This is a genomic window from Streptomyces olivaceoviridis, from assembly GCF_014650115.1.
In the GTDB taxonomy this organism is placed as follows: domain Bacteria; phylum Actinomycetota; class Actinomycetes; order Streptomycetales; family Streptomycetaceae; genus Streptomyces; species Streptomyces olivaceoviridis.
In genome coordinates this window covers 1-19,332 of sequence record NZ_BMUI01000024.1, presented here as the reverse complement: position 1 = coordinate 19,332, position 19,332 = coordinate 1, and the positions used below count along the sequence as shown (strand labels likewise).

General features: G+C 73.3%; 19 protein-coding genes. 7 read left to right on the top strand and 12 right to left on the bottom strand.

Translation table 11 applies throughout. From position 1 onward, the window contains the following. Positions 1–25 precede the first annotated feature (25 nt). Genes IE273_RS33285 through pdhA form a run of 7 tightly spaced genes read right to left on the bottom strand, consistent with a single transcriptional unit; the run spans position 26 to position 8,114 of the window. A complete protein-coding gene (locus IE273_RS33285) occupies positions 26–1,006 on the bottom strand; it encodes an NAD(P)H-quinone oxidoreductase (protein WP_189818855.1) in 981 nt (326 codons plus the stop codon). 29 nt (positions 1,007–1,035) lie between these two features. Next, on the bottom strand, positions 1,036–2,133 hold the full coding sequence (locus tag IE273_RS33280; protein WP_189818854.1) for a potassium channel family protein: 1,098 nt from the start codon (positions 2,131–2,133) through the stop codon (positions 1,036–1,038). Continuing rightward, positions 2,130–3,515 carry a molybdopterin molybdotransferase MoeA gene (locus IE273_RS33275; protein ID WP_189818853.1) on the bottom strand — a complete coding sequence of 462 codons (1,386 nt, stop codon included), beginning with the start codon at positions 3,513–3,515 and terminating at the stop codon, positions 2,130–2,132. Before IE273_RS33275 ends, IE273_RS33280 begins: the two co-directional genes overlap by 4 nt. After that, positions 3,512–4,441: an NTP transferase domain-containing protein gene (locus IE273_RS33270; protein WP_189818852.1), complete on the bottom strand. Its 930-nt coding sequence runs from the start codon at positions 4,439–4,441 to the stop codon at positions 3,512–3,514. Before IE273_RS33270 ends, IE273_RS33275 begins: the two co-directional genes overlap by 4 nt. 60 nt (positions 4,442–4,501) lie before the next feature. Continuing rightward, a complete protein-coding gene (locus IE273_RS33265) occupies positions 4,502–5,950 on the bottom strand; it encodes a dihydrolipoamide acetyltransferase family protein (RefSeq protein ID WP_189818851.1) in 1,449 nt (482 codons plus the stop codon). Next, entirely contained in the window at positions 5,950–6,954 is a 1,005-nt protein-coding gene (locus tag IE273_RS33260; protein ID WP_103813540.1) for an alpha-ketoacid dehydrogenase subunit beta, read from the bottom strand. The genes IE273_RS33265 and IE273_RS33260 overlap by 1 nt, the downstream gene beginning before the upstream one ends. Then, positions 6,951–8,114: a pyruvate dehydrogenase (acetyl-transferring) E1 component subunit alpha gene (pdhA, locus tag IE273_RS33255; protein ID WP_189818850.1), complete on the bottom strand. Its 1,164-nt coding sequence runs from the start codon at positions 8,112–8,114 to the stop codon at positions 6,951–6,953. Before pdhA ends, IE273_RS33260 begins: the two co-directional genes overlap by 4 nt. A gap of 190 nt (positions 8,115–8,304) precedes the next feature. On the opposite strand from pdhA, the gene IE273_RS33250 reads away from it, so the two are divergent. Then, complete coding sequence (locus IE273_RS33250; protein ID WP_030640264.1) at positions 8,305–8,790, top strand: Lrp/AsnC family transcriptional regulator; 486 nt, start codon at positions 8,305–8,307, stop codon at positions 8,788–8,790. Between the two features lie 2 nt (positions 8,791–8,792). Here the strand turns inward: IE273_RS33250 and IE273_RS33245 are convergent, their stop codons facing one another. Continuing rightward, the gene (locus tag IE273_RS33245; protein WP_189818849.1) at positions 8,793–9,380 is read right to left on the bottom strand and encodes a TetR/AcrR family transcriptional regulator; all 588 of its coding nucleotides are present in this window, start codon (positions 9,378–9,380) and stop codon (positions 8,793–8,795) included. Beyond that, on the bottom strand, positions 9,377–10,891 hold the full coding sequence (locus tag IE273_RS33240) for a 3-hydroxyacyl-CoA dehydrogenase (RefSeq protein WP_189818848.1): 1,515 nt from the start codon (positions 10,889–10,891) through the stop codon (positions 9,377–9,379). Before IE273_RS33240 ends, IE273_RS33245 begins: the two co-directional genes overlap by 4 nt. A 158-nt stretch (positions 10,892–11,049) precedes the next feature. Between IE273_RS33240 and paaN the strand changes: the two genes are divergently transcribed. Beyond that, positions 11,050–12,741: a phenylacetic acid degradation protein PaaN gene (paaN, locus tag IE273_RS33235; RefSeq protein ID WP_189818847.1), complete on the top strand. Its 1,692-nt coding sequence runs from the start codon at positions 11,050–11,052 to the stop codon at positions 12,739–12,741. On the opposite strand, the gene IE273_RS33230 is transcribed toward paaN, so the two are convergent. The 3 genes from IE273_RS33230 to IE273_RS33220 are packed head-to-tail and all read right to left on the bottom strand — an operon-like array spanning position 12,738 to position 15,462. Then, positions 12,738–13,490: a TrmH family RNA methyltransferase gene (locus tag IE273_RS33230; protein ID WP_189818846.1), complete on the bottom strand. Its 753-nt coding sequence runs from the start codon at positions 13,488–13,490 to the stop codon at positions 12,738–12,740. The genes paaN and IE273_RS33230 overlap by 4 nt on opposite strands. Next, positions 13,487–14,698, bottom strand: a complete 1,212-nt coding sequence (locus IE273_RS33225) for an HTTM domain-containing protein (protein WP_189818845.1) — start codon at positions 14,696–14,698, stop codon at positions 13,487–13,489. Before IE273_RS33225 ends, IE273_RS33230 begins: the two co-directional genes overlap by 4 nt. Beyond that, positions 14,695–15,462 (bottom strand): DUF5819 family protein, encoded by a 768-nt coding sequence (locus IE273_RS33220; RefSeq protein WP_189818844.1) that lies wholly within the window; start codon positions 15,460–15,462, stop codon positions 14,695–14,697. The genes IE273_RS33225 and IE273_RS33220 overlap by 4 nt, the downstream gene beginning before the upstream one ends. A gap of 452 nt (positions 15,463–15,914) precedes the next feature. Here IE273_RS33220 and paaA point away from each other — a divergent pair, with 452 nt between their 5' ends. From paaA to IE273_RS33195, 5 genes are all read left to right on the top strand, one after another. Next, positions 15,915–16,931, top strand: coding sequence for a 1,2-phenylacetyl-CoA epoxidase subunit PaaA (paaA, locus tag IE273_RS33215; RefSeq protein WP_189818843.1), 1,017 nt, complete (start codon positions 15,915–15,917; stop codon positions 16,929–16,931). Further along, complete coding sequence (paaB, locus tag IE273_RS33210; protein WP_014673816.1) at positions 16,928–17,215, top strand: 1,2-phenylacetyl-CoA epoxidase subunit PaaB; 288 nt, start codon at positions 16,928–16,930, stop codon at positions 17,213–17,215. The genes paaA and paaB overlap by 4 nt, the downstream gene beginning before the upstream one ends. Then, positions 17,212–17,967, top strand: coding sequence for a 1,2-phenylacetyl-CoA epoxidase subunit PaaC (paaC, locus tag IE273_RS33205; protein ID WP_189818842.1), 756 nt, complete (start codon positions 17,212–17,214; stop codon positions 17,965–17,967). The genes paaB and paaC overlap by 4 nt, the downstream gene beginning before the upstream one ends. After that, a complete protein-coding gene (paaD, locus tag IE273_RS33200; RefSeq protein ID WP_189818841.1) occupies positions 17,961–18,584 on the top strand; it encodes a 1,2-phenylacetyl-CoA epoxidase subunit PaaD in 624 nt (207 codons plus the stop codon). The genes paaC and paaD overlap by 7 nt, the downstream gene beginning before the upstream one ends. Further along, a partial coding sequence (locus IE273_RS33195) for an FAD-binding oxidoreductase (protein ID WP_189818840.1) occupies positions 18,584–19,332 on the top strand: 749 nt, incomplete at its 3' end. The genes paaD and IE273_RS33195, both read left to right, overlap by 1 nt.

The following is a 19,332-nucleotide window of genomic DNA, read 5'->3' as shown; positions in this document are numbered from 1 at the left end:
CAGCACCGCCCCGCACCGCCTCCCGCTACGGCGCGACCAGCAGCACCTTGCCGATGTGGCCGCTCGCCTCCACCAGCCGGTGCGCCTCGGCCGCCTCCGGCATCGGCAGCTCGCGGTCCACGACCGGGCCGACGTGCCCGGCGGCGAGCAACGGCCACACGTGCTCGCGTACGGCGGCGACGATGGCGGCCTTCTCCCCCAGCGGGCGGGCGCGCAACGAGGTCGCGCTGATCGCGGCCCGCTTGCTGAGCAGCGTGCCGATGTTCAGCTCGCCCTTCACACCGCCCTGCATGCCGATGATGGCGAGGCGTCCGTTGACGGCGAGCGCCTGGACATTGCGGTCCAGGTACTTCGCGCCCATGTTGTCGAGGATGACGTCGGCGCCCGCGCCGTCCGTGGCCTGCTTGATCTCGGCGACGAAGTCCTGCTCGCGGTAGTTGATCAGTACGTCCGCGCCCAGTTCGGCGCACCGGTCGAGCTTCTCCTTCGTCCCGGCGGTCACCGCGACCTTGGCGCCGACGGCCTTGGCGAGCTGGATCGCCATGGTGCCGATGCCGCTGGAGCCGCCGTGCACCAGCAGCGTCTCGCCGGGACGCAGGTGGGCGACCATGAACACGTTGGACCAGACCGTGCAGACCACCTCGGGCAGTGCCGCGGCGCGCGTGAGCTCCACGCCCTCGGGCGCGGGCAGCAGCTGTCCGGCCGGTACGGCGACCTTCTCGGCGTAGCCGCCGCCCGCGAGCAGCGCGCACACCGGGTCACCGACGGCCCAGCCGGAGACGCCGGGGCCGAGCGCGGCGATCGTGCCGGAGCATTCCAGGCCGGGGTAGGGGGAGGCGCCGGGCGGGGGGTTGTAGAAGCCCTGGCGTTGCAGGATGTCGGCACGGTTGACGGCGCTGGCCACCACCTCGACCAGCACCTCGCCCTCGCCGGGCACCGGATCGGGGACCTCGTCCCACACCAGTGCCTCGGGACCACCAGGTTCGGGAATCGTGATCGCATGCATGCCGGTGACGCTACTCCCCCGGCGACCGGTCATCCTGGTGGCAGCGGGCGGATGTCCGGGGTGACCTGGGTTCCGGGGGTGGCGCGGACGATGGTGATGAGCCGGTCCGTCAGCTGGAGCGTGCCGACGGACGGATCGTCGTAGCCGAGCACCCGGTGTCCGCGGAGGACGCTCACCACCAGGTCGTCCGTCTCGCGCGGCGTCTTGCCGACCTCGCCGCGGACCACCGGCCGTTCGACGAGGTCCAGCCCGCTGCCCTGCTGGATCAGGTCCTCCATGACCATGCCGGCCGCGGGGCTGAGCACGGACAGGCCGAGCAGGCGGCCGGCCGCGCCGGAGCTGGTGATGACGGCGTCGGCGCCGGACTGCTTGAGCAGCGGGGCGTTCTCCTCCTCGCGCACCGCGGCCACGATCTTGGCGGTGCGGTTGAGCTGGCGGGCGGTCAGCGTGACCAGGACGGAGGTGTCGTCGCGCTGCGGGGCGACGATGATCTGCCGGGCCTTGTGCACCTCGGCCCGTTTGAGGACGTCACTGCGGGTGGCGTCGCCTATGACGCCCGCGTAGCCATGGGCGGTGGCCGCGTCGATCACCTTGGAGCTGGGGTCGACCACGACCACCTGCTCCTTCTTCAGCCCGGTAGCGCAGACGGTCTGGATGGCCGACCGGCCCTTCGTGCCGAAGCCGATGACGACGGTGTGGTCGCGCAAGGTGGACCTCCAGCGGTTCAGGCGCCATTCCTCACGGGTGCGTTCGGTGAGGACCTCCAGCGTGGTGCCGACCAGGATGATCAGGAACAGCACGCGCAGGGGTGTGATGACGAGGATGTTGGTGAGCCGGGCGCTGTCGCTGACCGGGGTGATGTCGCCGTATCCGGTGGTGGAGAGGGTGACGGTCGCGTAGTAGAACGCGTCGAGCAGATCGACGGGGCCGTCGGAGCTGTCGCGGTAGCCCTCGCGGTCGGCGTAGACGACGAACGCGGTGGCGACCAGCACCACCAGGGCCATGACGAGCCGCTTGACGACCTGGCGGATCGGACGCTCCACCACTGTTCTCGGGAGTTTCACCCGATGGGTCACCAGATGTTCGCCCGCCTGGCGGGCGATGGCGTCATGGCCCGGAAGTTTCACGTGAAACACACCCCGATTCCGGCGGTCGCCCATGGCAGGTCCAGCAGCTCGGCCTCCTCGCCCTGTCGGGCCCCGCCCGGCGGTACGACGGCCAGCGCGTCGGCGGCGGCGACGCCCCGGAGCATGGCCGGACCGTTGTAGTGCAGCGGCATGGCGTGGTCACCGCGCAGCACCACGGGGATGAGCCGGGTGTCGTGCGGGTGCCCGTGCACCGCCTCCCGGAGCGGCAGCGTGTACGGCTCGGGGGCGGGGTGTGCGGCAAGGGTCCGCAGCAGCGGCTCGGCGAGGGTGAGCAGGCCGGAGACGGCCGCCAGGGGGTTGCCGGGCAGGCCGACGAGGTGCTGGTGGTCCTTGGTGCGGGCCAGCAGCATGGGATGGCCGGGGCGCACCTTGACGCCGTCGACGAGGAGTTCGGCGCCGACGCGTTCCAGGACCGGGTGGACGTGGTCGACGGGCCCGGCCGCGGTGCCGCCCGTGGTGACGATCAGGTCGGCGGCGGAGCGGGTGACGGCCTTCTGGAGGGCCTTGGCGTCGTCGCCGATCCGGCGTACGGCGATGACGTCGGCGCCGAGCGCGCGCAGCCAGGGCGGCAGCATGGGGCCGAGGGCGTCCCGGATCAGCCCGTCGTGCGGCAGGCCCTCGGTGAGCAACTCGTCACCCAGGACGAGGACTTCGGCGCGGGGGCGGGGGACGACGGTGACCGTGTCGTAGCCGGCCGCCGCGGCGAGGCCCAGGACGGCGGGGGTGACCAGGGTGCCGACGGGCAGCAGCTGGTCGCCGCTGCGGCACTCCTGGCCGCGCGGGCGGATGTCCTGGCCGTGCAGCATCTCGCGGGTGGTGTGCAGGCGGCTCTGGGCGTCGATCCGGCCGTGCTCGGTGCGCAGGACGGCGGTGGTGTCGGCGGGGACACGGGCACCGGTGGCGATGCGGACCGCCTCGCCGTCGGTGAGGGGTCCGGGCTGTGTGTGCCCGGCGAGCACACCCTCCTCGCGCACCTGCCAGGGTCCGGGCCCGGCGACCGCCCAGCCGTCCATCGCCGAGGTGTCGAAGGAGGGCAGGTCGGTGAGCGCGTCCAGGGGCGCGGCCAGGGCCAGCCCGAGGGCGTCGCCGAGCGGCACGGAGACGGGGGCGCGGCGGGCGCGGGAACGTGCGGCACGCGCCGCCGCCTCCCGGGCCTGGGGCCAGGGGGTGGCCCGGTGCCGTTCCGCGGGCCGCGCACCGGGCGACTGGCCGGCCGGGGCGGACGCCCGGCCCGCACCGTCGTCCGTGCTGTCGTCCCGCGGCTCCCTGTGGGCATCCCTCACGAGCGCCAGAGCCTCCTCGACGTCGAGGTCGTCGGTGTCTTCGGCGGACGCCTCGGCCCGGGTGCCGGGGGCGGTCATCCGGCGTCCGGGGCGCTCGGGCCCCCGCTCCTCGCGTCCGCACTGCCCCCACCGTTCTCTTCCTCCCAGCGCAGCGCCAGTGCGGCGGCCTTGCGCGCGGCCTCGGCGACGGCCTCGGGGCCGCCCTTGCCCTGGGCGGCGGCGTAGCCGACGAGGAAGGTGGTCAGCGGGGCGGCGGGCCGGGCCACGCCGTGCGCGGCGTCCCGGGCCAGATCGAGGAGGACGCCGGTGTCGACGTCCAGTTCGATGCCCAACTCGTCCTTGACTGCGGAGATCCATTCATCCAACACGGACCCATGCTCCCTGATGCGTGCCCTGGCCGTCGCGATGTCGTCCCAGGTGTCGCAGTCGAAGGAGGCGAGCGGGTCCGGGACGCGGGTGAGGCGCAGGGCACCGGTCAGCCGGCGCAGCGGCAGTCCGCAGAGGCCGCCGTGCGTGGCGGCGAGGGCGGTCAGCTCGCGGCGCAGGGCGGGGGTGCGGTAGGCGGCCACGAGCGGCTGGTCACGGCCGTCGGCGTCGGCGAGCAGCGCACCGTCGGCCCCGGTGTCCTGAAGGGCGGTCAACAGACGGCGCAGCGTGGGCTGTTCCAGGAAGGGCAGGTCCGCGGAGAGGACGACGGTGTACCCGGCGGTGGTGAGCCGCAGGCCGGCCTCCAGCGCGGCGACCGGTCCGCCGCCGGGTGGCTCCTCGCGTGCCCAGCGCACCGGGCGTGCGGTGGGCCGGGGCGCGGCCACGACGACGGTCACGCCGGCGTCCGCGCAGGCCGCGAGCACCCGGTCGAGCAGCGCGCGGCCACCGACCCGGAGCCCTGGCTTGTCGGCCCCGCCGAGCCGCCGGGCGGCACCGCCGGCCAGCACGACGGCGTCGTACGGCGCGGGGGTCCCGGACGCGGGGGTCCCGGGTGCGGCGGGGGCGGTGTCGGTCATCCTCCGAGTATGTCGTGCCGGTTCCTCCTCCCGAACCCGTGTCTCGGGGACGGCCGGGTCTCACAGGGTGCGCAGCAGCACCGCCGGTTGTTCCACACAGTCCGCCACGTACCGCAGGAAGCCGCCCGCCGTACCGCCGTCGCACACCCGGTGGTCGAAGGTGAGCGAGAGCTGGACGACCTGGCGGACGGCCAGCTCGCCCTCGTGCACCCACGGTTTGGGGACGATGCGGCCGACGCCGAGCATCGCCGCCTCGGGGTGGTTGATGATCGGGGTGGAGCCGTCGACGCCGAAGACGCCGTAGTTGTTCAGCGTGAAGGTGCCGCCGGTGAGTTCCCCGGGCCTCAGCGTCCCGGTGCGGGCCGCCTCGGTGAGCCGGGCGAACTCGGCGGTCAGGGATTCGGCGTCGCGCGCGTGGGCGTCCCGGACGACCGGCACGACCAGGCCGCGTTCCGTCTGCGCCGCGAACCCGAGGTGGACCTGGTCGAGCCGGACGACCTCGCGGGCCTCGGTGTCGACGAAGGAGTTCAGCTCGGGGAACCGGGCGAGGCCGGCCGTGCAGATGCGGGCGAGCAGCGCGAGGAGCGAGATCTTCGGGCCTCCGGCCGCGTTCATCGCGGCGCGGGCGCGCATGAGTTCCGTCGCGTCGGCGTCGACCCAGCAGGTCGCGTCCGGGATCTCCCGGCGGCTGCGGGAGAGCTTGTCGGCGACGGCACCGCGCACGCCCTTGAGCGGGATCCGGGTCCCGCCGCCCTGCGCGACGGGCGCCGCGGGTGTCCGTACGACCGGCTCCTCGGCCGTGCGGACCGGTGCCGCCCCGACCCGCAGCGCGTTCTCGACGTCCGCGCGCAGGATGAGTCCGTCCGGCCCCGACCCGGCCAGCCGCCGCAGATCGACGCCGTTGTCCCGGGCGAGCTTGCGCACGAGGGGGGAGATCACGGGGACCGGGCCCTCGGTGGGGGCGGCGGTGGGCCTGGCCGGCGCGGCGGTGGGGGCGGAAGCGGGGGCGGGTGCCTGCGCCGCCGCCGGTGCGGCCACGCGTGCGGGGGCGTGGGCGCCGGCCCGGGCGGTCCCGCGCCGGGCGGCCTGCCCGTTGCCCGGGGTTCCGGTCGGCGCCGCCTGTCCGCTGCCCTCGGTCGCGCTCCGGACGCCCTGTCCGTCGACCGCGGCCGTGCCCGCCCGCACCCGGCGCCGGCGGGCCGCCGGGGCCTGGGTGCCGTACCCCACCAGGACGTTGCCGGAGCCCTCCGGCTCCGGTGCCCGTTCGCCCACGGCCACCGTCAGGAGCGGGGCGCCGACGGGCAGTTCGGCGCCCTCCTCGCCGAAGCGGGCGGTGACCACACCGCCGTACGGACAGGGCACCTCGACCATCGCCTTGGCCGTCTCGACCTCGACCACCGGCTGGTCCACGGCGACCACGTCCCCGACCTGGACCAGCCAGCGGACGATCTCCGCCTCGGTGAGCCCTTCACCGAGGTCGGGCAGCTTGAACTCCAGCACCTGAGCCATCAGCCCTCGGCCTCCCATTGCAGCCGGGCCACGGCGTCCAGGATGCGGTCGACACCGGGCAGGTGGTGCCGCTCCAGCATGGGCGGCGGGTAGGGGATGTCGAACCCGGCCACGCGCAGCACCGGCGCCTCCAGGTGGTGGAAGCAGCGTTCGGTGACGCGGGCCGCGATCTCGCCGCCCGGCCCGCCGAACCCGGTGGACTCGTGGACGACGACGGCGCGGCCGGTGCGCCGGACGGACGCGCAGACCGTCTCGTCGTCGAACGGCACCAGGGAGCGCAGGTCGACGACCTCCAGGTCCCATCCTTCGGCCTGGGCGGCCTCGGCGGCCTCCATGCAGACCGGCAGCGAGGGGCCGTAGGTGATGAGCGTGGCGCTGCGGCCGGTCCGGCGGACCACGGCCCGGCCGATGGGCTCGACGTCCGTCGGCTGCTCGGGGTTCCAGCTGTCCTTCGACCAGTACAGCCGCTTGGGCTCCAGGAAGACGACCGGGTCGTCGGAGGCGATGGCCCGGCGCAGCAGCCCGTAGGCGTCGGCGACGGTGGCGGGGGTGACGACGTGGAGCCCGGGCGTCGCCATGTAGTAGGCCTCGGAGGAGTCGCTGTGGTGCTCGACGCCGCCGATGCCGCCGCCGTAGGGGATGCGGACGGTGATCGGCAGGGGCATCCTGCCGCGCGTGCGGTTGCGCATCCGGGAGACATGGCTGACGAGCTGCTCGAACGCCGGGTAGGCGAAGGCGTCGAACTGCATCTCCACCACCGGCCTGAGGCCGTACATGGCCATGCCGACGGCGGTGCCGAGGATGCCGGCCTCGGCGAGGGGGGTGTCGGTGCAGCGGTCCTCGCCGAACTCCTTGGCGAGCCCGTCGGTGACGCGGAAGACCCCGCCGAGGGTGCCGACGTCCTCGCCCATGACGTGCACGGTCGGGTCGGCGGCCATCGCGTCGCGCATCGCGCGCGTGAGGGCCTGCGCCATGGTGGCGGGCTTGACGGCGACGGTGGTCATCGGGCCCCGCCTTCCGGTGGGCCGGGCTCGCCGTGCTGCTCCTGCTCGGCCTCCAGCTCGGCACGCAGCAGGGCGCGCTGTTCGCGCAGTTGGGAGGTGGTCTCCGCGTAGACGTGGTCGAAGAGGTCCATGGGGTCGAGCTCGGGGTCCCGGTTCATGCGTTCCCGCAGGGAGGCGGCCATCGTCTCGGCGTCCTGGCGGGCCGCCTCGATGCCGGCGTCGTCCAGCAGCCCGCGCGTGGTCAGTTCGCGCTCCAGCAGCTCGATGGGGTCGTGGGCGCGCCAGGCCGCGACCTCGGCCTCGCCCCGGTAGCGGGTGGCGTCGTCGGCGTTGGTGTGGGCGTCGACGCGGTACGTCACCGCTTCCACCAGGGTCGGGCCGCCGCCCGCGCGCGCGTGCCGTACGGCGTCGCCGAGGACCTCGTGCACGGCCGCGGCGTCGTTGCCGTCGACCAGCCGGCCCGGCATGCCGTACCCGACGGCCTTGTGGGCCAGGGAGGGCGCGGCGGTCTGCTTGGCGAGCGGTACGGAGATGGCGAAGCCGTTGTTCTGCACCAGGAAGACGACCGGTGCCTGCCAGACGGCGGCGAAGTTCAGCGCCTCGTGGAAGTCGCCCTCGCTGGTGCCGCCGTCGCCGACCATGGCCAGCGCGACCACGTCGTCACCCTTGAGGCGGGCGGCGTGGGCGAGGCCGACGGCGTGCGGGAGCTGGGTGGCGAGCGGGGTGCTCAGCGGGGCCACCCGGTGGGCGTAGGGGTCGTAGCCGTGGTGCCAGTCGCCGCGCAGCAGGGTGAGCGCCTCGGCGGGGTCCACGCCCCGGGCGACGACGGCGAGCGTGTCGCGGTAGCTGGGGAAGAGCCAGTCGCGCTCCTCCAGTGCCAGGGCGGCGGCGATCTCGCAGGCCTCCTGGCCGGTGCTGGACGGATAGACGGCGAGCCGGCCCTGCTTGGTGAGGGCGGTGGCCTGCGTGTTGTACCGGCGGCCACGCACCAGCTCGGCGTACAGCCGGCGCAGCAGGCCGGGGTCGGCCTTGCCGGCCGCCTCGGTGCCGAGGACGCGGTAGGGCTCGGCGTCGGGCAGCAGCGGCGCGGCGTCCATACGGGGCTGCCAGGCGGGCGGCGGCGATGGCCGGTACGCGCCCCGCTGCTCCAGAACCGTCATGACGGCACCTCCTCGTGGGGGTGGCTACGGGAGGCACGTCGCCTGTGACCCGCCTCACCAACCGATTGTTCGGTCGTCGGCACATTTTGGCTACAGGTGCCTCCAGGCTGTGGACAAACGGTTCTCCACAACCTGGAATGACAGCAGGACGTCCATGGCGAGGAAGCGGGGGGACATGGGAGCTGAACAAATGGCCGCCGGGCCGCAGGACGGCGCGGCGCTGCCGCCCCCGCGCCCGCTGGACGCCATCGACCAGGACATCCTGAAGATCCTCCAGGCGGACGGCCGGGCCTCGATACGGTCCGTCGCCGAGCGCGTCCACGTCTCGCGCGCCAACGCCTACGCGCGCATCAACCGGCTCGTCGAGGACGGGGTGATCCGGGGCTTCAGCGCGCGCGTGGACCACGAACGGGCGGGTCACGGCACGTCGGCGTACATCACGCTGAAGATCGTCCAGAACAGCTGGCGCACGGTCCGCGAGCAGCTCAGGCAGTTGCCCGGCGCCTCCCACATCGCCCTGGTGGGCGGCGACTTCGATGTGCTGCTGCTGGTGCACACACCCGACAACCGGGCGCTGCGCGAGCTGGTGCTGACCCGGCTCCAGGCGATCCCCGAGGTGCTCAGCACCCGCACTCTGCTGGTGTTCGAGGAGGAGGACCTGGAGCCGGAGGGCTGAGGTCAGTCCTGGCGCAGCCCCGAGAAGACCAGCCGGACGACGGCGTCGGCCACCTCCTGGCCGCTCGCGCCCCGCGTGTCCGGCCGGTACCACTCCACGATCGAGTTGATCATCCCGAAGACCAGCCGGGTGGCCAGGCGGACCTCCACGTCGCCGCGTACGTCCCCGTCGGCCGCCGCCGCCTTCAGCAGCTCGGCGACCCGGTGGTCGAAGTCGCGGCGCCGTTCCAGCGCCCAGCGCTCGGTCTCGGTGTTGCCGCGCACGCGCAGCAGCAGCGTCACATAGGGCAGCTCGGCTATGAGCACCTCGACCATGCGGCGCACGACGTGCTCCAGCCGTCCGGCCGGACGCCCCGCGCGCGCGTGCTCCTCCTCCAGGATGGCGAACAGGCCGTCCAGGGCGCGGCTGACGGCCCGGCGCAGCAGCTCCTCCTTGCCGCTGACGTGGTGGTATATCGACGACTTGGAGATGCCGGCCGCCTTGGACAGGTGCTCCATGGAGGTGCCGTCGTAGCCGCGTTCGTTGAAGACGCGGACGGCGACGGAGAGCAGCGTCTCCGGGGTGTAGGTGTCGCGCTTGGCCGTGGTCATGAGGTGCCCTCCCGCTTGTCGGTGGCATACGCGTGGCGGTACAGCGCGAGGGAGGGCGCGTAGCGTCCGGAGGGGTCGCGCTCGTGCATCTCGTCCAGGACGTCGAAGGCGAAGTCGCGGCCGAGCCTGCGGTCCCACTCGAAGGGCCCGAGCGGGTAGTTCACGCCGAGGCGCATCGCGGTGTCGATGTCCTCCTCGGTGGCCACGCCCTTGGCGACGGCGTCGTGGGCGAGGTCGATGATCCGGGCGACCGTGCGGGCGACGATCATGCCGGGGACGTCGCCGATGACGCTGACGTCCTTGCCGAGCGCCTGGAACAGGCCGGTGGCCTCGGCGAGGGTCCGCGGCGAGGTGTCCTGGGCGGCGGACAGGGCGACGCGGGTGGCCGTGCGGTAGTCCAGGGCGAGGTCGAAGTAGACGACGTCCCGGAACTCCGCCGAGGTCTGGCCGTCGGCGAGGACGAGCTGGCCGCCGCTGGGGAGCACCAGGCGGGTGCCGTGGTCCTCGTCCTCCTCGCGGACCCGGATGCCCGCCTCGCGGATCAGGGTCAGCAGTTCGGCGGCCGGCCCGAGACCGCCCTCGGCGATGACGTAGGCGGGCGGCTGCTCCTTGTCGGCGGTGTGCGGCTCGGGCCGCTCGGCGCCGTCGGCGTAGTCGTACCAGCCGCGTCCGCTCTTGCGGCCGAGCCGTCCGGACTCCACCAGCCGGCGCTGGGCGAGCGAGGGGGTGAAGCGCGCGTCCTGGAAGAAGGACTGCCACACCGAGTGGGTGACGGACTCGTTGACGTCCTGGCCGATCAGGTCGGTCAGCTCGAACGCGCCCATCTTGAAGCCGCCGCACTCCCGCAGCACCGCGTCGATGGTGGCGGGGTCGGCGGCCTGGGCCTCGTGGACCGCGAACGCCTCGGCGTAGAAGGGCCGGGCGATGCGGTTGACGATGAAGCCGGGGGTGTCCGCGCAGGCCACCGGCGTCTTGCCCCAGGCGCGGGCGATCTCGTACGCGCGCGTGGCCGACGTGACGTCGGTGGCGAACCCGGAGACCACCTCGACCAGCGGCAGCAGCGGCGCCGGGTTGAAGAAGTGCAGGCCGACGAAGCGGCCGGGGTTGCGCAGGGCGCCGCCGACGGCCGTCACCGAGAGCGAGGAGGTGTTGCTGGCGAGCAGGCAGTCCTCGGCGACGATCTCCTCCAGTTCGCCGAAGAGCCGCTGCTTGACGTCCAGCCGCTCCAGGACGGCTTCCACGACCAGCCCGCAGTCGGCCAGGTCCGCGAGGTTGTCCACGGGCTCCAGGCGGGCGCGGGCGGCGTCGCGGGCGGCTGCCGTGAGCCGGTCCTTGGCCACGAGCCGGTCGAGCCGGGCGCCGATCGCTCCGGCCGCGTCCCGGGCCCGCCCGGGTGCGGCGTCGTAGAGCCGCACGGGGTGCCCGGCGACCAGCGCGACCTGGGCGATTCCCTGGCCCATGGTGCCGGTGCCGACGACGGCCACGGGGCTGCTGAGGTCGAGTCCTGTCATGTGCGCGATCCTCCCGCACGGGGTTTTCCACAGATGCGGCGGACCCCCTTGTACCGACCGATCGTTCGGTTACTCTAGCTCTGACCGTCCCATCCCGCTGCTCTTTCTGCCAGGTCCGAACTCGACGACGAGTTCTCCAGACGAGGAGTTGGTCCCGCATGGCCGCCGAACTGACCGCGCCCGAGCTGATCGAAAATCACCGGCCCACGCTCGACCAGGCCCTGGAGGCCATCCGCACCCGCGCGTACTGGTCCCCGCACCCCGAGCACCCCAAGGCTTACGGCGAGAGCGGAAGCCTGGACGCCGCGGCGGGCAAGGCCGCCTTCGACGCCGTGCTGGGCACCCGCCTCGACCTCGACCAGCCCGGCACGGACGACTGGGTGGGTGGCGAGGTCTCGCCGTACGGCATCGAGCTGGGCGTCACGTACCCGCACGCGGACGTCGACGTGCTGCTCCCGGCCATGCGGGCCGGGCAGCGGGCCTGGCGGGACGCGGGCCCGGAGGTCCGGGCGGTGGTCTGTCTGGAGATCCTCAAGCGGATCAGCGACCGGACGCACGAGTTCGCGCACGCCGTCATGCACACCAGCGGGCAGGCCTTCATGATGGCGTTCCAGGCGGGCGGCCCGCACGCCCAGGACCGCGGCCTGGAGGCGGTGGCGTACGCGTACGCGGAGCAGGTCCGCACCCCGGAGTCGGCGGAGTGGACCAAGCCGCAGGGCAAGCGCGACCCGCTGACCCTCACCAAGCGGTTCACCGCGGTCCCGCGCGGCATCGGCCTGGTCATCGGCTGCAACACCTTCCCGACCTGGAACGGCTACCCGGGCCTGTTCGCCTCCCTCGCCACCGGCAACGCCGTCCTGGTCAAGCCGCACCCGCGCGCGGTGCTGCCGCTCGCGCTGACCGTCCAGGTCGCCCGGGAGGTCCTGGCCGGGGCGGGCTTCGACCCGAACCTGGTGGCGCTGGCCGCCGAACGCCCCGGCGAGGGCATCGCGAAGACCCTCGCCACCCGCCCGGAAATCAAGATCATCGACTACACCGGGTCGACGTCCTTCGGCGACTGGCTGGAGGCCAACGCCCGCCAGGCGCAGGTCTACACGGAGAAGGCCGGCGTCAACACGGTGCTCGTGCACTCCACGGACGACTACAAGGGCATGCTGTCCAACCTGGCGTTCTCGCTGTCCCTGTACAGCGGCCAGATGTGCACCACCCCGCAGAACCTGCTCATCCCCCGCGACGGCATCGCCACCGACCAGGGCCCCAAGACGTTCGACGAGGTCACCGCCGACCTCGCCCGCGCGGTCGACGGGCTGCTCGGCGACGACGCGCGGGCGAACGCGCTGCTGGGCGCGATCGTCAACCCGGACGTCAAGGCCCGCCTGGAGGCCGCGGCCGGCCTCGGCGAGGTCGCCCTCGCCTCCCGCGAGGTCACCAACCCGGAGTTCCCGGGCGCGGTGGTCCGCACCCCGGTCGTCGTCAAGCTGGACGGCGCCAAGCCGGACGACGAGGCCGCGTACATGAGCGAGTGCTTCGGCCCGGTCTCCTTCGCCGTCGCCGTCGACTCGGTGACGGACGCGGTGGAGCTGCTGCGCCGCACGGTCCGCGAGAAGGGCGCGATGACGGTCGGCGCGTACACCACGGACGCGGAGACCGAGCGTGCCGTCGAGGAAGTCTGCATGGAGGAGGCGGCCCAGCTCTCCCTCAACCTGACCGGCGGGGTCTACGTCAACCAGACGGCCGCGTTCTCCGACTTCCACGGCTCGGGCGGCAACCCGGCGGCCAACGCGGCCCTCACCGACGGCGCGTTCGTCGCCAACCGCTTCCGGGTGGTGGAGGTGCGCCGGGAGGCCTAGGCCGTGGGCGCGGCGCCGGTCGCGCTCCAGTGGTACAGCGTCATCGCCACGCTGGTGGCCAGGTTGTAGCTGGAGACCTGGGGGCGCATCGGGAGGCGCAGCAGGTGGTCGGCCCGGGCGCGCAGTTCCGGCGACAGGCCGGAGCGTTCCGAGCCGAAGGCCAGCAGGGCGTCGTCGGGCAGCTTGGTGCCGCGGATGTCCTCACCCTCCGGGTCGAGGGCGAACAGCGGCCCGGCGGGCAGCTCGTCGACGCCCAGGCGCTCGACGGCGGTCGCGAAGTGCAGGCCCGCGCCGCCGCGCACCACCGTGGGGTGCCAGGGGTCGAGCGTGCCCGTGGTGACCACACCGGTCGCCCCGAAACCGGCGGCCAGCCGGATCACGGCCCCGGCGTTGCCCAGGTTGCGGGGGTTGTCCAGGACCACGACGGGCGCGGTGCGGGGCGTGCGGGCGAGCGCGCGCAGGCCGGCCTCACGGGACGGCCGCAGCGCGAGGGCGGCCACACCGGTCGGATGGGGGCGCGGGACGATGGAGGCGTACGCCTGGCCGGGCACCTCCACGAGGAGGGCGTCCAGGGTGTCGCGCACGTCCCCGGCCAGTTCCTCGGCGAGGCCCAGGGCGGCCCGCCGGTCGGTGGTGACCGCGACCGGTACCTCGGCCCCGAAGCGCAGCGCGTGCTTCAGGACGTGGAAGCCGTCGAGCAGCACGGCGGTGTCCGCGTGCTCGCGCCAGCGGCTCAGCGGATCGCTCATGAGGTGAACCCTACGTGGTCCGCCGTGCTCTCCTCCGGGGAGCGCGGCGCGGGGACCGTACGGCCGCCGCGCCGGGCGAACCGCCCCCGCGCGCGTGCCGCCAGGTCGCCCAGCCGGCGCAGGAAGGACGTCGGCAGGAAGACCGCGTCGGCGGTGATCATCGCCAGCGAGAAGAACGGCAGTCCGAGGACGACGGCGATCACCGCGTGCTCGGTCATCATCAGCACCAGCAGGACGTTCTTGACCCGCCGGTTGAACAGGGTGAACGGGAAGGCGACCTGCACCATGACGGTCCCGTAGGCCACGATCATCAGGATCGTGCCGCTGGACGACATCAGGTCGGCGAGGCCGGGCCAGGGCGAGAAGTAGTCCAGGTGGAGCGGGTAGTAGACGGCCGTGCCGTCCTGCCAGCGCGAGCCCTGCACCTTGTACCAGCCGGCCGTGGCGTAGATCAGACAGGCCTCCGCCATGATCACGACCAGGGCGCCGTTGTGCAGGATGTTGGCGATGACGTCCAGCAGCGTCCGCGGCTGCCGCCAGGCCTCCCGGCGTCCGACGGCCCACCACAGGCCGAGCACCGCCCAGACCGTCCACAGCAGCGCCTGGATCAGCCAGCCGTTGTCGAACCGGCCGGTCACCGTCGCCGTGCCCAGCGCCAGGCCGAGCACCGCCCACAGCACCGGTCCCACCCGGTCGGCGGGCTCCCGCTCGCCCCGCGCGCGTGCCGCCGCGCCGTGGGCCGCCCGCCGCGCGTCGAGGGACCACACCTGTCCGCAGCGCGTGAACACCAGGTAGATGGCCATCAGGTGCAGGACGTTGTCGCCGCCGTCACCGATGAACACACTGCGGTTCTGCAACGACAGCACGCCCACCATGAACAGCACGGACGCGGTCCGGGTGCGCCAGCCGAGCACCAGGGCCGCGCTGGCGAGGATGGCCAGCGCGTAGCAGCACTCGAACCAGAGCTGTCCGTCCGACCACAGCAGCGCCGTGAAGGCGTGGTTGTCGGCGGTCAACTGTCTGGCGAGGTTCCAGCCCCACGGTCCGGCGGGGCCGTACAGCTCCTGGCGGTGCGGGAACTCGCGCAGCAGGAACAGCAGCCAGGTCCCGGCGAAGCCGATCCGGATCACAGCGCTCTGGTAGGGCCCGAGGGCCGCCTCGGTGACCCGGGCGATACCGCGCGACAGCGTCAGCGAGAGACGGTTCACCGCACACCTCCGGCGGCCTCGTCGGCGGTCACGGACCACCAGGACAACAGGCGGTAGACGGGCTTGTCGGAGATCCGCTCACGGCTCCACGGCGGCGGCTGCACATTGGTGGTGCTGGAACGGACCTGCACGCGCTGTATCACGCCTTCCCGGCTCGTCGGATCGTCCCGGTACAGGCGCATCACCACGATCCGGCGCAGGTACTGCTCGGACAGGGAGCCGCGCAGGCCGACGGGGCGGTTGTCGGCGGCGTGCGTGGCGGTGAAGAAGTCCCAGGCCCGGCGCAGCTCGTTCTGCTGGGTGTGGCTGGGCGCCAGGTTGCCGTCGATGGCGGCGCCGTCCTGGGCGGACAGGTCGGTCCAGCCGGTGGTGCGCAGGCTGCCGTCCCGCATCCGCACCTGGGCGCGGACCTGTACGGCGATGTTCTGCTGCAACGGGTTCGGGGCGAACAGCTTCCAGTTCTGCTCGAACTCCGGGTACACCCACTCCTCTATCGCCTTGCCGTGCTGCTTCGTCACGGTGTTCGCGGGCGCGAGGCTGAGGAAGACCATCAGCAGGTGCACACAGGCGGCCACGGCGACGACGGCGAGCGCCAGCGCCGCACCGACCTGGTAGCCGGGGGAGAGCGCGGCGACGCCGGTGCGGGGCCGGGGCGCCTCGGCGGGCGGCGGGGCCGGCGGCTGCGCGGGTTCTTCCGGGAGACGCGCCCCGGCCGGCCCGTCCGGGCCCTGCGGGCCCCGCGAGTCCTCGTCGTACGCGTCCATTCCGTCCCGTCCCCCGCTTCGGCTCATATGGCTGGTCAGTCGTTCGGCTCGTGCGCTTCGTGCGGCCCGGTCGTCCGGCCCGGCGGTCGGCTGGGCGGGGCGGCGCGGGGCCGCGACGCCCGTCACAGGCGTCGCATGGTTCACGAGGGCCACTTCTCGGCGCTCGCACGGAACGGTACTCAGCCCCGGGCACCGGGCGCAGCCCCGGGTACGGGCCACCGTGGTGGTCCTCGCCACGCGCCACCGCTCCTGACGTCGGTCGCGCGTCCGACCTGCCGTGCCTTGTCCGCCCTTGTCCACAGGCTGTGGGCGCAGTTTTCCACAGCGGTTGACACCCACCGCGGCCCGGCACACCATGGACTACGCACGGACCGAACGATCGGTCGGGACCTTGTCCGGGGACGTACGGAGCGGACGAGGTTCACCGCAGAGCCCGAGGTCAGGGGGATCGCATGGCCACAGCAGCCGCGCAGCGCACGGCCCGCACCGAGGCGGACGGCACACCGGACACCGTCGGCACGGCGGCCTACCAGCGCGCCTTCGACGCGGCCGTGGCCGCCGACGAACGCATCGAACCACGCGACTGGATGCCCGACGCCTATCGCGCGACCCTGGTCCGGCAGATCGCCCAGCACGCGCACTCCGAGATCATCGGCATGCAGCCGGAGGCCAACTGGATCACCCGCGCGCCCTCCCTGCGCCGCAAGGCGATCCTGATGGCCAAGGTCCAGGACGAGGCCGGCCACGGCCTGTACCTGTACAGCGCGGCCGAGACCCTCGGCACCAGCCGCGACGAACTGCTCGACAAACTGCACAGTGGCCGCCAGAAGTACTCCTCGATCTTCAACTACCCCACCCTGACCTGGGCCGACGTCGGCGCGATCGGCTGGCTGGTGGACGGCGCCGCGATCACCAACCAGGTCCCCCTGTGCCGCTGCTCCTACGGCCCCTACGCCCGCGCGATGGTGCGGATCTGCAAGGAGGAGTCCTTCCACCAGCGCCAGGGCTACGAACTGCTGCTGGCCCTCGGCAAGGGCACCCCCGAGCAGCACGCCATGGCCCAGGACGCCGTGGACCGCTGGTGGTGGCCGTCACTGATGATGTTCGGCCCGCCCGACGACGAGTCCCAGCACTCCGCGCAGTCGATGGAGTGGAAGATCAAGCGCCACTCCAACGACGAGTTGCGCCAGCGCTTCGTGGACATCTGCGTCCCGCAGGCCGAGTCCCTGGGCCTCACCCTCCCCGACCCGGAGCTGCGGTGGAACGAGGAGCGGGGGCACTACGACTTCGGTCCGATCGACTGGACGGAGTTCTGGGAGGTCCTCAAGGGCAACGGCCCCTGCAACGACCAGCGGATCACCCAGCGCAGGCGCGCCCACGACGAGGGCGCGTGGGTACGGGAAGCGGCCGCGGCCTACGCGGCCAAGCACACCGGCGGCACCGGTGAGACAGGAGCGACGCGAGCATGAGCACCACCGACTGGCCCCTGTGGGAGGTCTTCGTGCGCTCCCGGCGCGGCCTCTCCCACACCCACGCCGGCAGCCTGCACGCGCCCGACGCCGAGCTGGCCCTGCGCAACGCCCGCGACCTGTACACCCGGCGCGGCGAGGGCGTCTCCATCTGGGTCGTCCCCGCCGCCGCGATCACCGCGTCCTCGCCGGACGAGAAGGACCCGTTCTTCGAGCCGGCCGCCGACAAGCCCTACCGGCACCCGACCTTCTACGAGATCCCGGAAGGGGTGAAGCACCTGTGACCGCCACCGGCCCCGCGGCCCGCCCCGCCACCGGCTCCGCCCCCGTCCCGGTGACCGCCGCGCTCGCTCTCGGCGACGACGCCCTGGTGCTCTCCCACCGCCTGGGGGAGTGGGCCGGGCACGCCCCCGTCCTGGAGGAGGAGGTCGCCCTCGCCAACATCGCCCTGGACCTGCTCGGGCAGGCCCGGGTGCTGCTGTCCCTGGCCGGCGACGAGGACGAACTGGCCTATCTGCGCGAGGAACGCGCCTTCCTCAACCTCCAGTTGGTCGAGCAGCCGAACGGCGACTTCGCGCACACCATCGCCCGCCAGCTGTACTTCTCCACCTACCAGCAGCTGCTCTACGCCGAACTCGCCCCGGGCGACGGCCCGTTCGCGCCACTGGCCGCGAAGGCGGTGAAGGAGGTCGCCTACCACCGCGACCACGCCGAGCAGTGGACGCTGCGGCTCGGTGACGGCACCGAGACCAGCCACGAGCGGATGCGGCGGGCCTGCGACGCGCTGTGGCGGTTCACCGGCGAGATGTTCCAGCCGGTGGAGGGCCTGACCGCCGACTGGGCCCGCCTGGAGGAGCGCTGGCTGGAGTCCGTCACCGACGTGCTCGGCCGGGCCGGCCTCCCGGTCCCGCAGGGCCCGCGCACCGGAGCCTGGTCGGCGGGCGCCGGCCGGCAGGGTCTGCACACCGAGCCGTTCGGCCGGATGCTTGCCGAGATGCAGCACCTGCACCGCAGCCACCCGGGGGCGTCATGGTGACCGCCACCTCCCTGGAGGAGCGGCTGCTGGAGCTGGCCGGCGCGGTGCCCGACCCCGAACTGCCCGTGCTCACACTGCGCGAACTGGGCGTGCTCCGCGCGGTACGTGTCCACACCGGCGACGCGGTGGAGGTCGACCTGACCCCCACCTACACCGGCTGCCCGGCCATCGAGGCGATGAGCCTCGACATCGAGCGGGTGCTGCGCGCCCACGGCATGCGCGAGGTCACCGTCCGCACGGTGCTCAGCCCCGCCTGGTCCACCGACGACATCACCTCCGAAGGGCGCGAGAAACTCAGGGAGTTCGGCATCGCCCCGCCGCGGGTGCGCCATGGGGACGGCCCGGTGCCGCTGACCCTCGGCCCGACCCGCACACAAGCCCCGCACGCCACGCAAGCCACGCACGCCACGCAAGCCACGCACGCCACGCAGGCCCTGCACGCCACGCCGGTCGCCCTGGACCTACGCGCCACGGACACCGCGACCGAACCGGTCCGCTGCCCGCACTGCGGGTCGGCCGACACCGAACTGCTGAGCCGGTTCTCCTCCTCCGCGTGCAAGGCGCTGCGCCGCTGCCTGGCCTGCCGTGAACCGTTCGACCACTTCAAGGAGTTGTGATGGCCCGTTTCCACCCGCTCCCGGTGGCCGCGGTCGACCGGATCACCGACGACTCCGTCGCCCTCACCTTCTCCGTCCCGCCCGACCTGCGCGAGGAGTACCGGCACGCGCCCGGCCAGCATCTCGCGCTGCGCCGCCGGGTCGACGGCACGGAGATCCGGCGCACCTACTCGATCTGCTCCCCCGCCCCCGATCCGGACGGCGAGGGCCCGGACAGCCTGCGGGTGGGGGTGCGGCTGGTCGAGGGCGGGGCCTTCTCGGCGTACGCGCTGAAGGAGATCAACGTCGGGGACGAGCTGGAGGTGATGACCCCGGCGGGCCGTTTCACGCTGGAACCGGCGCCGGGCCTGTACGCGGCGGTCGTCGGCGGCAGCGGCATCACCCCGGTGCTTTCCATCGTCGCCACGCTGCTGGCGCGCGAGCCGGCGGCCCGGTTCTGTCTGATACGCGGCGACCGCACGGCCGCGTCGACGATGTTCCTGGAGGAGGTCGCCGACCTGAAGGACCGCTACCCGGAGCGGCTCCAGCTGGTGACCGTGCTCTCCCGGGAGGAGCAGCAGGCGGGCCTGCCGTCCGGCCGCCTCGACCGGGAGCGGCTCACCGGGCTGCTGCCCGCGCTGCTGCCGGTGGGCGAGGTGGCGGGCTGGTTCCTGTGCGGGCCGTACGGGCTGGTGCGGGGCGCGGAGCAGGCACTGCGCGCACTGGGCGTGGCCCGGGACCGGATCCACCAGGAGATCTTCCACGTGGA